This is a genomic window from Streptomyces sp. NPDC006339 (assembly GCF_040612775.1).
Classification (GTDB): Bacteria; Actinomycetota; Actinomycetes; order Streptomycetales; family Streptomycetaceae; genus Streptomyces.
The window spans coordinates 67,856-81,268 of the sequence record NZ_JBEXQW010000041.1 but is presented as its reverse complement, the minus strand read 5'-3'; the positions used below and the strand labels follow the sequence as shown (position 1 = coordinate 81,268).

13 protein-coding genes and 1 pseudogene are annotated in these 13,413 nt (G+C 73.9%); 4 read left to right on the top strand and 10 right to left on the bottom strand.

The genetic code is table 11. From position 1 onward, the window contains the following. The 5 genes and pseudogenes from ABZ135_RS28900 to ABZ135_RS28880 form a co-directional block, all read right to left on the bottom strand. Positions 1 to 271: pseudogene (locus tag ABZ135_RS28900) on the bottom strand (winged helix family transcriptional regulator); the annotation flags it as partial. Positions 272 to 591: 320 nt separating this feature from the next. After that, the gene (locus ABZ135_RS28895; protein WP_356699613.1) at positions 592 to 1,521 is read right to left on the bottom strand and encodes a hypothetical protein; all 930 of its coding nucleotides are present in this window, start codon (positions 1,519 to 1,521) and stop codon (positions 592 to 594) included. Positions 1,522 to 1,647: 126 nt separating this feature from the next. Beyond that, positions 1,648 to 2,679: a glutamine synthetase gene (gene glnII, locus ABZ135_RS28890; RefSeq protein ID WP_356699611.1), complete on the bottom strand. Its 1,032-nt coding sequence runs from the start codon at positions 2,677 to 2,679 to the stop codon at positions 1,648 to 1,650. 145 nt (positions 2,680 to 2,824) lie between these two features. Continuing rightward, positions 2,825 to 4,021: a hypothetical protein gene (locus tag ABZ135_RS28885; protein ID WP_356699609.1), complete on the bottom strand. Its 1,197-nt coding sequence runs from the start codon at positions 4,019 to 4,021 to the stop codon at positions 2,825 to 2,827. Further along, on the bottom strand, positions 4,018 to 5,433 hold the full coding sequence (locus ABZ135_RS28880) for a hypothetical protein (RefSeq protein WP_356699607.1): 1,416 nt from the start codon (positions 5,431 to 5,433) through the stop codon (positions 4,018 to 4,020). Before ABZ135_RS28880 ends, ABZ135_RS28885 begins: the two co-directional genes overlap by 4 nt. Before the next feature lie 352 nt (positions 5,434 to 5,785). Between ABZ135_RS28880 and ABZ135_RS28875 the strand changes: the two genes are divergently transcribed. Both ABZ135_RS28875 and ABZ135_RS28870 read left to right on the top strand, forming a co-directional pair. Then, positions 5,786 to 6,700: a Gfo/Idh/MocA family oxidoreductase gene (locus ABZ135_RS28875; protein WP_356699605.1), complete on the top strand. Its 915-nt coding sequence runs from the start codon at positions 5,786 to 5,788 to the stop codon at positions 6,698 to 6,700. A 48-nt stretch (positions 6,701 to 6,748) separates the two neighbouring features. Continuing rightward, the gene (locus ABZ135_RS28870) at positions 6,749 to 7,621 is read left to right on the top strand and encodes an alpha/beta fold hydrolase (protein WP_356699604.1); all 873 of its coding nucleotides are present in this window, start codon (positions 6,749 to 6,751) and stop codon (positions 7,619 to 7,621) included. Between the two features lie 2 nt (positions 7,622 to 7,623). On the opposite strand, the gene ABZ135_RS28865 is transcribed toward ABZ135_RS28870, so the two are convergent. Further along, a complete protein-coding gene (locus ABZ135_RS28865) occupies positions 7,624 to 7,983 on the bottom strand; it encodes an arsenate reductase family protein (protein ID WP_356699602.1) in 360 nt (119 codons plus the stop codon). Positions 7,984 to 8,119: 136 nt separating this feature from the next. Here ABZ135_RS28865 and ABZ135_RS28860 point away from each other — a divergent pair, with 136 nt between their 5' ends. Beyond that, the gene (locus tag ABZ135_RS28860; RefSeq protein WP_356699600.1) at positions 8,120 to 8,395 is read left to right on the top strand and encodes a hypothetical protein; all 276 of its coding nucleotides are present in this window, start codon (positions 8,120 to 8,122) and stop codon (positions 8,393 to 8,395) included. An 84-nt stretch (positions 8,396 to 8,479) separates the two neighbouring features. Here ABZ135_RS28860 and ABZ135_RS28855 read toward each other — a convergent pair whose 3' ends face one another. The 4 genes from ABZ135_RS28855 to ABZ135_RS28840 all read right to left on the bottom strand — a co-directional run bounded on the left by ABZ135_RS28855 (position 8,480) and on the right by ABZ135_RS28840 (position 12,238). Continuing rightward, on the bottom strand, positions 8,480 to 9,685 hold the full coding sequence (locus ABZ135_RS28855) for a cytochrome P450 (protein WP_356699598.1): 1,206 nt from the start codon (positions 9,683 to 9,685) through the stop codon (positions 8,480 to 8,482). Beyond that, a complete protein-coding gene (locus tag ABZ135_RS28850; protein WP_356699597.1) occupies positions 9,682 to 10,404 on the bottom strand; it encodes a tRNA-dependent cyclodipeptide synthase in 723 nt (240 codons plus the stop codon). The genes ABZ135_RS28855 and ABZ135_RS28850 overlap by 4 nt, the downstream gene beginning before the upstream one ends. Positions 10,405 to 10,538: 134 nt before the next feature. Beyond that, positions 10,539 to 10,727 (bottom strand): hypothetical protein, encoded by a 189-nt coding sequence (locus tag ABZ135_RS28845; RefSeq protein ID WP_356699595.1) that lies wholly within the window; start codon positions 10,725 to 10,727, stop codon positions 10,539 to 10,541. Beyond that, complete coding sequence (locus ABZ135_RS28840; RefSeq protein WP_356699593.1) at positions 10,724 to 12,238, bottom strand: hypothetical protein; 1,515 nt, start codon at positions 12,236 to 12,238, stop codon at positions 10,724 to 10,726. Before ABZ135_RS28840 ends, ABZ135_RS28845 begins: the two co-directional genes overlap by 4 nt. A gap of 220 nt (positions 12,239 to 12,458) precedes the next feature. Here ABZ135_RS28840 and ABZ135_RS28835 point away from each other — a divergent pair, with 220 nt between their 5' ends. Continuing rightward, positions 12,459 to 13,412 (top strand): hypothetical protein, encoded by a 954-nt coding sequence (locus ABZ135_RS28835; protein WP_356699591.1) that lies wholly within the window; start codon positions 12,459 to 12,461, stop codon positions 13,410 to 13,412. The last annotated feature ends 1 nt before the right edge of the window (position 13,413 follow it).

Sequence of the window (13,413 nt, the reverse complement as noted above, 5' to 3'; positions counted from 1 at the left end):
AGCGGGGCCCCGGCGACCGCGACCCCGAGTGGATGACCTTCTTCGGCGAGCCGGAGCTGGAGTCGGCGGGCAGCAGCACCAGGTAGCCGACCATCGGCGGCCGGCCGGGCAGCGTCGGCAGCGCGTGCTGCGGGGCGGGCAGGAGGGTGGCGCCGGGCGGCAGGAACTCGGCGACCCCCGCGAGACCGGCGATCTCGTCGGGATCGACGGCCCGCAGACGGGGGCGGGCGGCGGTCAGGGGGGTGGCGGTGGCAGCCTGGGTGTGGGCCATGGTGAATCAGCTCTTTCGCGCGGGTCACGGACGGACGGTGTCGTGCGTACGTCATGCGCGTCGGCCGAAGGCCGGAGGACCGGAACCTACCGGTCGGGGCTTTAGAGGGCCGACGCGTTCCTCACGCGCCGACAGCACCGGTCGAAGTCATGGTGCTGACGGGAAGGCCAGAACGGCTCGAGGTCGTCGCGACCCGTCGCGGTGTCGTTCTCGATGCCAGCCATATCCCTATTAAACCAGGAGGGAAGTGCGGTGGGCAGCCCCGGTTACGTCACACCGCCCCGCCGACCGGCGCGAACACCCACGAAAGTGACGGTGCCTCACCCCGTCAGCCGCTTGCGCCAGTCCAGCCCCGTGACCAGGAGCGCCTGACCCGGATCCCCGTCCCACTCCACCGTCAGGCCCTGCCCGCGCAGCGCCTCGGCCACCTCTCCGCCGATCGCGGCCGTCGTGGCCGGCGACCCGTCGAACCCTCCGTACATCAGATACAGCGGCCCGCCCGCCGCGGCGCCCTCCGTGCACTGGGTGTGGAAGAAGACGAATCCCCGTGCCTCCTCGGCACCGTCCTCCATGCCGATCTCCGCCGTGCCGCAGGAGCGGCAGCAGGTGAAGTGCTCACGGGCGACGATCCCGGCGGCGTCCAGCGCGGCGAACGCGGCCGTGATCCGCTCCGGGTCCGTCGTGCCCTCCCAGGCGGCCGTCTCCGCGACCCGCTCCGTCCACAGCCGGTCCACCAGGGCCGTGGCCTGCTGCCGTGACACCGGCCGCTCGTCGCCGGAGACCAGATAGTCCTCCGCCGTCTCGGTCAGCCTCGCCCGGTCGTCGTAGCCGCAGACCAGCAGCTCGCGCACCCGCTCCTCCAGCTCCTCCCGTATCTCCTCCGGGAGTTCGGGCACGGCGGGATCCGGCGGAAAGTCCATGTTCTCCCACACGATGCCCCCGGCCTCGCCGCAGGCGGCGAAGTCGGCGCCGCCGCGCGCCCACGCGGTGAGGACCTCCGCGACCTCGGCCGGCTCGTCGAGCCGCGTCTCGAAATGGAGCTCGGGCGCCCCGGCCCGGTGCTCCACCTGGTAGGGGCCGGAGCCGTCGTGCCAGACCTGCGCGAACACGGCCGGCAGGTCCGGTATCCGTTGCAGGATCAGGAAACGGTTTCCTTCCGCGCCGATCCGCCGCACGAGCCCGGCCAGGTCCTCCTCGGACGGCCGGACGCGCCTCTCCCCGTTCTCGGTCCGCACTGTGATGTCGAGCATGGATGCACGATGGCAGACGGCACTGACAACGCGGGAAGGGGGTGCCCGCCGTGACGGCGGGCACCCCCTTCCCGGGAAGGTGCGGATCGGACCCGATCCCTCAGCCCTGGTCTGTCAGCGCCGGTCTCAGACCTGGCCGGCCTTCTCCAGGGCCTCGCAGCAGGTGTCCACCAGGAGGCGGGTCACCGTGTACGGGTCCACGTTCGCGTTCGGACGGCGGTCCTCGATGTAGCCCTTCCGGTCCTGCTCGACCTGCCACGGGATGCGGACCGAGGCGCCGCGGTCGGAGACGCCGTAGGAGTACTGGTCCCACGGGGCGGTCTCGTGCAGACCGGTCAGGCGGTCGTCGATGCCCGCGCCGTAGTTCTTGACGTGGTCGAGCGGCTTCGAGCCCTCGCCCAGCGCCTCGCAGGCGGTGATGATCGCGTCGTAGCCCTCGCGCATCGCCTTGGTGGAGAAGTTGGTGTGCGCGCCCGCGCCGTTCCAGTCGCCCTTCACCGGCTTCGGGTCCAGGGTCGCGGCGACGTTGAAGTCCTCCGCCGTGCGGTAGAGCAGCCAGCGGGCCACCCAGAGCTGGTCGGCGACCTCCAGCGGCGCCAGCGGGCCGACCTGGAACTCCCACTGGCCGGGCATGACCTCGGCGTTGATGCCGGAGATGCCCAGGCCCGCCTTGAGGCAGTTCTCCAGGTGCGCCTCGACGATCGGGCGGCCGTGGATCTCGTCCACACCGACACCGCAGTAGTAGCCGCCCTGCGGCGCCGGGAAGCCGTTCACCGGGAAGCCGAGCGGGCGGGTGCCCTCGAAGAAGGTGTACTCCTGCTCGATGCCGAAGATCGGCTCCTGGGCGGCGTACTTCGCGTAGGTCTCCACCAGCGCGGCGCGCGTGTTGGACGCGTGCGGCGTCATGTCCGTGTTGAGCACCTCGCACAGCACCAGCACGTCGTTGCCGCCGCGGATCGGGTCCGGGCAGGAGAAGACCGGCTTGAGCACGCGGTCCGAGGCGTGGCCCTCGGCCTGGTTGGTGCTGGAACCGTCGAAGCCCCAGATCGGCAGCTCCTCCAGGGGCAGGCCCTCGCCAGGGATGATCTTCGTCTTGGAGCGGAGCTTGGCGGTCGGCTCGGTGCCGTCGATCCAGATGTACTCAGCCTTGAAGGTCACGGGCCTCATCCTTTGGCGTGGTGCTGCGGGTGCTGGCGGGGCGGCGGCTCGCGACGTTGCGAGAGCTGCGGTGGCGTGTCTGCGCGCACGCAGCTTCGCAACACGGGATTTCCCGTCGGTTGCCCGATTGTGAACCCCGTGTTACTCAGCCTTCCCGTGTTACGCGTGTCCGCCGTGCGATCACATGCGCCTCCAGGAGCTCCCCGAGACCGGCCCGCCGGACGCGGGCCACCAGCTCGGCGTACGAGGTGCCGAGCGCCTCCGCCGTACGCCCCAGGTGCCAGTCGCAGTCCGCGAGCCTGCGCAGCAGATGGCCCCGCCGGATCTGCGCCTCGGACAGCCGGAAGGTCTTCAGATAGGCCGTCCGTCCCCGGTGGTCGGTGATCAGCTCGCCGATGTGCTGCTCCTGCCCCGAGCGCAGGAACGGCGGCAGGAAGCGGTACAGGCCGAAGCGCCCGGCCCGGTAGACCCGCTCGAAGGCGTACGGCGTCTCCAGCAGGTCCCGCGCCATCAGCCCGTCGTGCGCCGCCGCCCACTCGCGCGCCTGCGCGTCCGCCGCGGCCCGGAGCTGCGCGAGCGAGTGCACGCGGTCGCCGTCGAGCGAGGCCGTGAACTCCGGCACGGGCCCGCCGTAGCGCGCGTACTGGTGCACGAGCTCCCCGAACAGGTCCTCCACCAGGGTCGGGTGCAGCAGCCGGTAGTCGTCGGGATGCGGCACGACGAAGGCCGCGGCCAGGGCGTCGGCCGCGTACAGCACCATCCCGCACTGCCCCGGGTGGATCTCGAAGACCCGCAGGGCGTCCGCGAGGCCCGGCACCTGCCCTCCCGCGTACGCCGCCTCCGCGCGCGGCGACAGCCCTCGCCGTACCGCCTGCCGGGACCATTCGTCCCAGACCGTGGACGGACCGCCGAAGTGCAGGGACAGATAGCCCTCCAGGGCGAGGTGCAGCGGGAGGAACCGCAGCCGCGGCTCGCCGTGCCGGCGCCGCGCGAGTCGCCGTACCGGCCGCCGTACGGGGACGGCGGCCGCCGGAGCCCGGTCGCCGAGCCGCGTCCCGTACGAGGCGGCCTCCCCGCGCCCGCCCGGGCGCGCCGCCGTGCCCGGGCCCCCGCCCTGGTTCGCGTCCGGTTCCGACCAGTCGGCGACCAGCCCGTGCGGGATGTAGGAGGTGTACGTCGTGCCGTCGCCGACATCGACCGAGGCGGTGCCCCAGCCGTCGTACACCTCCCGGTGCAGCCGCAGGCCCTCGATCGGCTCGTCCCGCACCAGCGGCACCAGCCGCACCCCGCCCCACACCTGGGCGGGCCGCACCCGGAGCCCCGCCAGATCGATCCGGGTCACCGCCCGCCTCCGTCCTCGGCCCCGTCCAGGAAGAGCTCCACCCGGCGGTCCAGATACGCCCGCAGCGCCGCGAGCCCCTCCCGGCCCTCCGCGAACCGGGCGATCTCCACCAGCGCCGGCAGGTCCTCCGCGTCCCGAATCCCGGCCGTCGGCACACCGGGAGCGAGCCGGCGCACGTCGAAGACCTCCGCGTCGTATACGGGGTTCACATGGACGGCGCTCGTCCGCCGCCGGGGATCCAGCCGCGACCGCCACACCCGCAGCACCTCTCCAGCGAGCCCCGGCGGCGCGTTGTCCCAGCCGTCCGAGACGATCAGCAGCCGCTCCGGCGCGTCCTCCAGGGCGTCGACGATGCGCATGCCGAGCGGCGTCGCGCCGAAGGGCCGCACGAGCAGCGGGTCACGCCCGCCGGAGGTCCAGTGCGCCGTGTACGCGCCCGGCGCGGCCAGTGCCTCCAGGAGGAAGTGGCAGCCCAGGGCGACCGCCAGCGGACGGCGCCGCTTCACCGCCGAACCGGACGAGGACCAACTGTCGTCGAGCACCGCCGCCACCCGGCCCCAGCTTCCGGCGTGCGGCCCGGCCACCCGCCGCGCCGCCGCCCGCAGCGCCCCGGTCAGCTCCGTCCGCCGCTCCCTCCTCTCCCCGAAGGGGAGAGACAGCACGTACAGCGCGAGCCGGGTCAGCGGCATCACGGACAGATCGGTCCCCGGCGCCGCCGGGCGGGTGCGCAGCCGCTCAAGCCGCGTCATCCGGGGTGCCATCCGCTCCAGGAACACCTCACGCGGTACGCCGTGCCGGGCGGCGAACCCCTCGGCCACCGTGAACGGCAGCTCGTACAGCGCCGCCTGCTCGTGGCGCGCCCGGCGGAACGCCTCCAGGACGGGCTGCGCGTAACGGGCCCGGCGGGCGGGTGCGAAGAGGAAGTCGCCGGTCTCGGCGCCGTGCTCCCCGGGCAGCGGCAGACGGGCGTGCCGCACGGCGGCCTTGAGGCCGGAGCGGTACTTCACGGCGTCGTGCGCCAGGTCGGGGCGGCCCGCCAGCCAGTCCCGGACGATCGCCCGGGTGCGCCGGTTGTTCACCCCGGCGGCGCGCAGGGCCGTGAAGAGCCGGTAGACGCGCTGCGGCGGCAGCTTCGCCAACCGCGCCGCGATCAGCCGGCCCTCCCGGGGCCCCGCCTCCGCCGGCGTGCGCAGGAGCTGTTCGACGATCAGCGCCGCGTTGTGGTCGTTGATGTCGAGGGCGAGCGCGGCGGCGTACAGCGGCCGGTAGTTGACGCGCACGTACTCGTGCAGGAACGCGAGGGAGAGCCGCTGTTCCTCGGCCGTGGCGCGGAACTCCCGCTGGCCGCTGGCCGTGACGGCCGCGTTGACGAAGAGGAGCACGTCCTCGGCGGCGACGAGGTCGGACGACATTCCTTCCCTCCGTTCACGGGTGCCGGCCGGGGAATGGGGGCGCGAACAGCGAATACGTTGCTTCATAGGCAGGTCCCGGAAGTCGCACCGGAGTCCCGCGGCCGGCCCGGGAACGCTAGCACCGGGGGAGGGGAGCCGGTCCACCGGATATCGGGCGGGCGTCGAGCAGGTGGTCCCGAGCCGGTGGTCCCGAGCAGGTGGTCCCGAGCCGGTGGTCCCGAGCGGGTGGTGGAGCGGGCCGGCGCGCGGGGTGGCGGGGGCGCGCCCGGAGCGTGCGCTCCGGGCCGGACCGGGGACGGGTCGGGGGGATCCCGGAGCCGGGGGGCCGCGGCGGCCCGGCAGACTGGTGGGCATGACGAAGCTCCCCGGCACGAAGCCCCGTATCGGTCTCCTCGGCACCGGCCCCTGGGCCGAGCGCACCCACGCGCCCGCCCTCGCGGGCCACCCGGGCGTGGAGTTCAGCGGGGTGTGGGGCAGACGCCCCGAGGCCGCCGCCGCGCTGGCCGCCGCGTGCGGCACCCGGGCGTACGACGACGTGGACGCCCTCCTCGCGGCCAGCGACGCCGTCGCCCTCGCCCTGCCCCCGGACGTCCAGGCCCCGCTGGCGGTCCGGGCCGCGGCGGCCGGCTGCCATGTGATCCTCGACAAGCCGGTGGCGACCTCCGCCGCGACCGCCCGCGAGGTCGCCGGGGCGGTGACGGCGGCCGGGGTCGCGTCCGTGGTGTTCTGCACCCTGCGGTTCGCGCCGTCCACCGCCCGCTGGATCGACGAGCAGGCGGCGGCGGGCGGCTGGTTCCTGGGCGAGGCGCACTGGCTCGGCTCCCTCTTCGCGCCCGGCTCGTCCAGCGCCTACGCCTCCTCGCCGTGGCGGCGCGAGAAGGGCGGCCTGTGGGACGTGGGCCCGCACGTGCTGTCCGTCTTCCTGCCGGTCCTCGGCGACGTCACCGCCGTGACCTGCGCGGCGGGCGCGGCCGACACCCGCCACCTGGTCCTGCGCCACGCCTCGGGCGCGAGCAGCACGGCGACGCTCACCCTCAGCGCCCCGCCGGCCGCCGCCGAGGCCGCGCTCTCCCTGTACGGCGAGCGGGGCCGGGCGACGATGCCGGGCTGGGACGGCGCGCTCGACGCCTTCGCCGGTGCGGTGGACGCCCTCCTGGAGGCGATACGGACCGGCGAGCCGCACGCCTGCGACGTCCGCTTCGGGGCCCGGCTCACGGAGATCCTGGCGGAGGCGGAAGCGGCGGCCGTGCCCCTGGTGACGGTCTGACGGGTAGGGTGCCGACGACGCGGACCGACCGGGGGAGAGGACTCGCGCATGGCCCAGGAAGCGTTCGACCGCGCCTACGACGCCGTCCTCGCCGGCTGGCCGCCGGGCACCACGACCACCACGGTGCCCACCCCGTACGGCGGCACCCACCTCATCAGCCACGGTCCCGCCGACGCCCCGCCCGTCCTCCTGCTGCCGGGCGGCGGCGCCACCGCCACCGGCTGGTACGGCACGGCCGCCGCGCTGGGCGCCACGCACCGCGTCCACGCCGTGGACCTCGTCGGCGAGCCCGGTCGCAGCGTCCCCGACCCGCGCCGCCGGATCCGCACCGTCCGGGACCTCACCGACTGGCTCGACGCCCTCCTCGACGCCCTCGGCACCCTCGACGGCCGGGCGGGCGGCCCGGCGACCGGCCCCGTGGGGCTCGTCGGCCACTCGTACGGCGCCTGGATCGCCCTGCACCACGCGCTCGCCGCTCCGGACCGCGTCGCCCGCCTGGTCCTGCTCGACCCCACGAACTGCTTCACCGGCTACGCCCCCCGCTTCCTGCTGCGCGCCCTGCCGGTGCTGCTGCGGCCCACCCTGGCCGGGAGCGCCGCCCTCCTCGACTGGGAGACGAGAGGCGCCGCGCTCGACCCGGACTGGCGGCGCCTCCAGACCCTGGCCGCGACCGTCCCCACCGTCCGCCCCGTCGGCGGACCCCGGCCCGCCCCCGAGCGGCTGGCCGCCCTGAAGCCGCCGACACTGGTGCTGCTCGCCGGCCGGTCCCGCGCCCACGACCCGGCCGCCGTGGCCCGCCGGGCGCGGGCCGCCGTCCCCGGCGTGGAGACGGAGACCCTGGCCGACGCCACCCACTTCACCCTGCCCGTGGCGGCCCCGCCGGGCACCCACGCCCGGATCGCCCGCCACTTCGCGCCCTGAGGTCAGCGGGACAGCGCGTCCCGCACCGCCTCCTCCGACCGCGCCACGACCGCCGTGCCGTCGTCCGCGGTGATGATCGGCCGCTGGATCAGCTTCGGATGCGCCGCCAGCGCCTCCACCCAGCGCTCCCGGTTCGCCGCGTCCTTCGGCCAGTCCTTGAGGCCCAGCTCCTTGGCGGCCGCCTCCTGCGTCCGCGTGATGTCCCACGGCTCCAGGCCCAGCCGCTCCAGCACCTCCCGGATCTCGCCGGGCGACGGCACGTCCTCCAGATAGCGCCGCACGGTGTAGTCGGCGCCCTCGGCGTCCAGCAGGGTCAGCGCACTCCGGCACTTGGAACAGGCCGGATTGATCCAGATCTCCATGCCCCCCAACGTACCGCCCGGGCCTCGTGAAAGCCGTTCTGGCCAGGGGCGATTGTCAGTGGTGGCCACTAAAATCGGGGGTGAAGGCGAGGGTCCCGGGGAGGGCCCCCGCCCACCGTTCGCCAGGAGGTCGCCCATGGCAGTCGCCATGATCCGGACACCGTCCCTCGAACCCTGGAAGCCCCTCCAGAAGAAGCCGCTCCCCGCGGGCCGCCCCCGCGAGTGGTACGTCACGCACAACCGCCGGCTGAAGGCCATGCGCCTCGCGATCGCCCTGCTCGACGCGGGCGTCTACCTGCCCTCCCGGGCGACCAACGCGAAGATACGCACGACCGCCGCCCAACTCGGCATCCACCCGCCCTCCGACACCACCTGCCACATGGTCCGCGCCCTGATCCGCTACGGCCGCTGACCCCGACGGCGCTGCCCGGCCCCGGGCCGGGCAGCGCCCTGCGTCTCTCGTGGCCTTTCGCGGCCTATCGGGCCGGAGCTCGGCTCACCAGGCGACGGGCAGCCGCTCGGGTAGCCGCTTCATGAAGTTGGTGCGCCACACCAACTGCTCCACCGGCACCGCGAGCCGCAGCCCCGGCAGCCGTGCGAGCAGCGTCTCCAGAGCGATCTCGGCATGCCGCTTGCCGAGGGCGGTCGCCGGGCAGTAGTGCCCGCCGCCGCCGAACGACAGATGATCGGCGGCGTTCTCCCGGTCCGGCCGGAAGGCCAGCGGCTCGGGGAAGTGCTCGGGATCGTGGTTGGCCGCCTCCACGAGCACCAGCACCAGCTCGCCCGCCTTCACCAGCACGTCACCGAGCCACACGTCCTCGAGGGCCAGCCGCGGCAGCCCGTCGCCGATCGACAGATTGACCCGCAGCAGCTCGTCCATCGCCCCCGCGACCCCGGCTCCGCCCCCGGTCAGCGCCTCCCGCACATCCGGCCGGGTCAGCACCGACACCAGCGCCATCGTCAGGAAACCGGCGGTGGAGATCACCCCCGCGCCGAAGAGGGTCACCCCGACCGTGGCCAGCATCTCGTCCGTCAGATGCGCGTAATCGGGATCGTCGCGCAGCGCCGCGAGTTCGGCCATGAGCCCGGTGGTCGCCGGATCGTCGAGCCGCGCGACCATGTACGCGATGTCCCGGTCCCAGTTGAGCCGCGCGGCCTCGATCTCGCTGGGCGCGTTCATGAACGCCACGTCCAGGCTGCGCAGCAGCCGCGGCCCGTCCTCCTCCGGGATCCCGAGGATCCGGCAGTGCAGCCCGGCCGAGTACGGATCGGCGTAGCCGCCCCGCAGTTCACCGGGCGCCCCCTCGCCGACCAGGGCGTCCACCAGGGACCCGGCCCGCGCCCGCAGCCACTCCTCCAGGCCCGGCGCCTTCGGGTTGATGGCCTTCATCACGGCCTTGCGCAGCCCCGCGCCGGTGATGTTGCCCATGTTGTTCACCACATGCGGCGGGATCGTCAGCGCGTACTGCCGCGGCACCCCCGGCGCCGAGGTGTCCTTCAGGCTGAACCTCGGGTCCTCCAGCACCCGCCGGCACAGCCCGTACGAGGAGACCAGCCACGCCTCCGCCCCGGCGATGGTCCGCACCCTGCGCACCGGCTCGGCGCGCAGCTCCTCGATCTCGGCGGGCAGCCGGGTGCCGTTCCAGTCGAACGGGAACGCCGGCGGCTCGGCCGGCAGGTCCACGGTGGTGGTACGGCTCATCGCACATCTCCTTCGGCGGGGCGGACCGGCGTGAGGATGCCGTGCCCCTGATTGCGCGAGGCCCGCAGTCCGGACCCCCTGGCGTACAGCAGATCGGCCAACGGCAGGGCCTGGTGGTAGCAGTTGAGCGAGGACGGCACCCCGAGGATCGCGGGCGTGTCCAGGAACAGCGGCACCTCGGCGCAGATGTACGCCCGGCACACCTGCCGCTGCCGCTCGGTGATCTCCTGTCCCGGGGTCAGCTTCCCGGCCAGGAAGATCCCGGTCAGCGCGTCACAGGTCCTGCGCACCACCGGGTCGTCGGCCACCGCCGCCACGACCTGCCGGTGCAGCTCCTGGTAGGCGGGCACCGCGCCGAACTCCGACATCCCGCGCGCCCGCATCCGCATCCCCGACGGGTCGGCCTCGGCGACGGCCGCCCCGACCTTCGCCCGTACCCCCCGCAGATTCTTCACGGCCTTCCGCCGCGCCTCGTCGGCCGCGTAGCCGAGTGCCTCGTACATGTCGGCCACATGCAGATCGGTGTAGACGAGATCGACCCGCTCGAAGTGGTCCAACCCCCAGCGCGCCAGATCGCGCAGCCGCTGGGCGGTGAAATAACTGTTTCCCGGTGAGACGCCGATGACCACGTGTGCGCCCTCGTCGGCGATGACACGGCAGTGGTCGGTGTACGGCTGGAGTCGGAGCGTCTCCGCAGGGGCGTATGCCGCCTGAGTCACGTTCGGATTTCCTCATCGCGCCAACTAGTCCCAGCGGAGCCCAGTGCTCCGGGTGTGGCGGCCGCGACGACGACACGCTATCGATCAGTCGCTGAGCGTGAACACCCTACCCAGTGGTACGAAGTGAGTGTTCGTCATTCGTTCACCTGCTCGTCACTCGCCGTACCCGAACCGCCGCCTCCGTCCCGCAGCTCGCTCCGCACCTCCCGCCAGGCGCGGATCAGCCGCGGCAGCCGGTCCAGTACGTCTCCGACCTGGGCGAGCACCAGCGTCACGCACCCGAACAGCGCGAGCAGGAAGAGGGCGATCGCGTCCCAGCTCACGCCAGGACCTCCGGCGCGCCGAGCAACCCCCGCCGCACCAGCCAGTCGAGCGCCTCCACACCCAGCCGGTCGGGCGCCTCCCGCAACGCCGCCTCCACCGCCGCCGGATCCGCCAGCGCCTCCGGGGCCCCCGAGCGATCGGTCGCGGCGAGCCCGGCCACGACCGCGTCGACCACGGACGGCCAGGCGGGCATGCCGAAATGGGCCGGCGCCTTGAACGCCGCCGAGGCCGCCCGGTGCAGCAGAGCCCCGCGCCAGCCCTGCGCCCGCATCACCTCACCGGTGAACCAGACCCGCTGGTCGACCTGCCGGACGAACTCCGCGAGCGTCTCGTCGTCCGGTCCCGCCGCCCCGTGCCGCAGCATGAAACCGGAGCCACCGGCCCACCGCAGCCGTACGTCCGAGGCGACGGCCACGAACGCCGCCAGCGCCTCGGGGCCGTCGTCCCGCGCGGCCAGCAGGGCCGTTCTCGCCCGGCGGTACAGATCGACGCTCTGCGCGAGGATGTCCCCGTCGCCCGGCCCGTCCTCCCTCGCGTGGATCTCGTCCAGCGGACCCTCACGCCAGGCGTCGTGGACGAGACCGACCGCCGCCGCGCTCAGCAGGACCTCCGGATCGTCCACGGGGACGCCGAAGTGGTCGAGAACGAACTCCGCGCCCTCCACCACATGCGCAAGGCGCCCCTCCGCCTCCACCCCCGGCTCGCCGTCGTCCCCGCTGCCGCCCTCGGCTCCGCGCCGGGCGGCCACGCGCTCCACCAGCGCCCGCAACGCCGGTCCGAGCGGCTCCGGCTCCGGCTTCTCCACCGCGACGCCGTGCTCCGCCAGGTCGTCGAAGACGGCGTCCGGCCCGCAGTCGATGTGCGAGGAGTCGTGCCGCCCCGTGCAGTCCTCGGGACACTCCAGCTCCTCGCACATCTCCGGCTCGTCCGGCATGGCCTCGTTGATCACGTGATACGCCAGCCGCTCCGCCACCGCCTCCCGCGCCGCGATCATCGCCAGGTCGAGCCGGAACACCGCGTCCCTCAGCTCCGCGTCCTCGCCGCCCACCGACGACGGCGGCTCCGGCGCCTCCGGCAGCCAGGTGTACGCCGATTCCAGCGACACCAGGAGCCACGCGACCCGCCGCGCGTCCGTCGCCTCGTCCCGGGCCAGCTCGGCCACGGCCTCCGCCGCCTCGCGCACCCGGTCGAGCCGGGCGAGGTGCCGCGCCCGGGCCGGCTCCCACTCCGCGGCCTCGTCCCGGGCCCGCTCCGCGTCCCGCAACCGGTCCGCGTCCCGCGCCCGGCGCGCCCTGGCGACCAGCCGGGTCAGGCAGTCGCGGCAGCCGAAGAGACCCGACTCCGGCGTCGGACCGAGCGGCACGGCCGCCCGGTCACCGAGCGGCACGGCCGCCCGGTCACCGAACGGCTCGTCGCACAGACAGCAGTCGACGGCGCCCACCTGCCGGGAGGTGGGGAGGGTCGGCAGCGCGGCCCGGATGGTGGCACGGGCGTAGGCAGGGATGTGCACAGGGGTTCAACTCCTCGGGAGAACGCGCCGGTTCGGCCACGGCGCTGCCTCCATGCTGCGGCGCCGCTCACCCCACTTGCCGCCGTCTGACGGGCCGCGCGGGGAAGTTGGCGGAATCTGACACGCGCACCGTGGCCTGCGACTTCTAGGCTCTTGACGCCATCTGACAGCCTCCCGCGCACGTCCGGACCGTCGCACGGCCGAAGGGACCCGCCGCACCGTGACCACCACCCCGCCCCACCCCGCGCACCAGGAACTGGTGCGGGCCCTCGAAGAGCTCCACCGCGCGGCCGGCCGCCCCAGCATGCGCAGGATCAGCACGCTCATCGAGGAGGGCGACCATCCCGCGGTCGTCAGCCACGAGGGCGTCCGCGCCGCGCTCAAGGGGCTCACGGTCCCGCGCTGGGAGACCGTGCAGTCCATCGTCGAAGTGCTCGCGGCCGCCTGCGTCGACCCGCCGAGGGACCCGGCCGGCGAGGTGGCACGCTTCCTGAAGCTGTGGCGCGCGATACGGGAGGGGGAGTCCGGCGGTCACCAGTCGGCCCGGGAACTGGGCCTGTCCCAGGGCTGGGGCACCGACGACGGCCGATGGACCCCCGAGGCGGTCCTCGGCCTGATGATCAACCCCTTCAACGCCATCGAGATCCACCCCTCCCTCACCGTGCCCCACGAGCCGATGATGACGGAGGACGAGTGGGTGGAGCTCGGCCTGCGCCTCATCGAGGAGAGCGGCGCCGAGATGGCCCTGCGCGCCCTGCTCAAGACCCTGAAGGGCGACTATCTCGGCGCGGGGGAGGGCGCCCCGTACGGCTATCACTACCCCGACCGGGAAGCCGTCGACATGCACACGGCCTACCTGCACGGCTGCGACCTGCTGCTCCGGCGCCTCGCCGTCGAGCCCAACCTGCTCCAGCGGTCGATCGCCGCCATGCACGCCGACGAGACCATGGACCGCGAGGACCGCCTCGCGATGCTGGAGGCGGAGTCGGACCGCTCGCTGATGCGGGAGGTCATGACGGTGACCCCGGAGACCTGGCACGAGATCTCCGAGGAGGCGCAGCACCAGGTCTTCGGCTACCTCGTCAAGTCCTTCGGCCCGGTCGGCCCGATCGGCCTGCCGCCCGAGCAGCGCTATCGGTACGACTGGCGGATCCCCGAGCCGTCCGAGGCTTGAA

Coding starts and splice junctions, on each gene's coding strand:
- ABZ135_RS28895 (WP_356699613.1), bottom strand. CDS start 1,521: ATGCTCGACATCACAGTGCGGACCGAGAACGGGGAGAGGCGCGTCCGG.
- ABZ135_RS28860 (WP_356699600.1), top strand. CDS start 8,120: ATGGCAGTCGCCATGATCCGGACACCGTCCCTCGAACCCTGGAAGCCC.
- ABZ135_RS28865 (WP_356699602.1), bottom strand. CDS start 7,983: ATGGAGATCTGGATCAATCCGGCCTGTTCCAAGTGCCGGAGTGCGCTG.
- ABZ135_RS28855 (WP_356699598.1), bottom strand. CDS start 9,685: ATGAGCCGTACCACCACCGTGGACCTGCCGGCCGAGCCGCCGGCGTTC.
- ABZ135_RS28880 (WP_356699607.1), bottom strand. CDS start 5,433: ATGTCGTCCGACCTCGTCGCCGCCGAGGACGTGCTCCTCTTCGTCAAC.
- ABZ135_RS28870 (WP_356699604.1), top strand. CDS start 6,749: ATGGCCCAGGAAGCGTTCGACCGCGCCTACGACGCCGTCCTCGCCGGC.
- ABZ135_RS28875 (WP_356699605.1), top strand. CDS start 5,786: ATGACGAAGCTCCCCGGCACGAAGCCCCGTATCGGTCTCCTCGGCACC.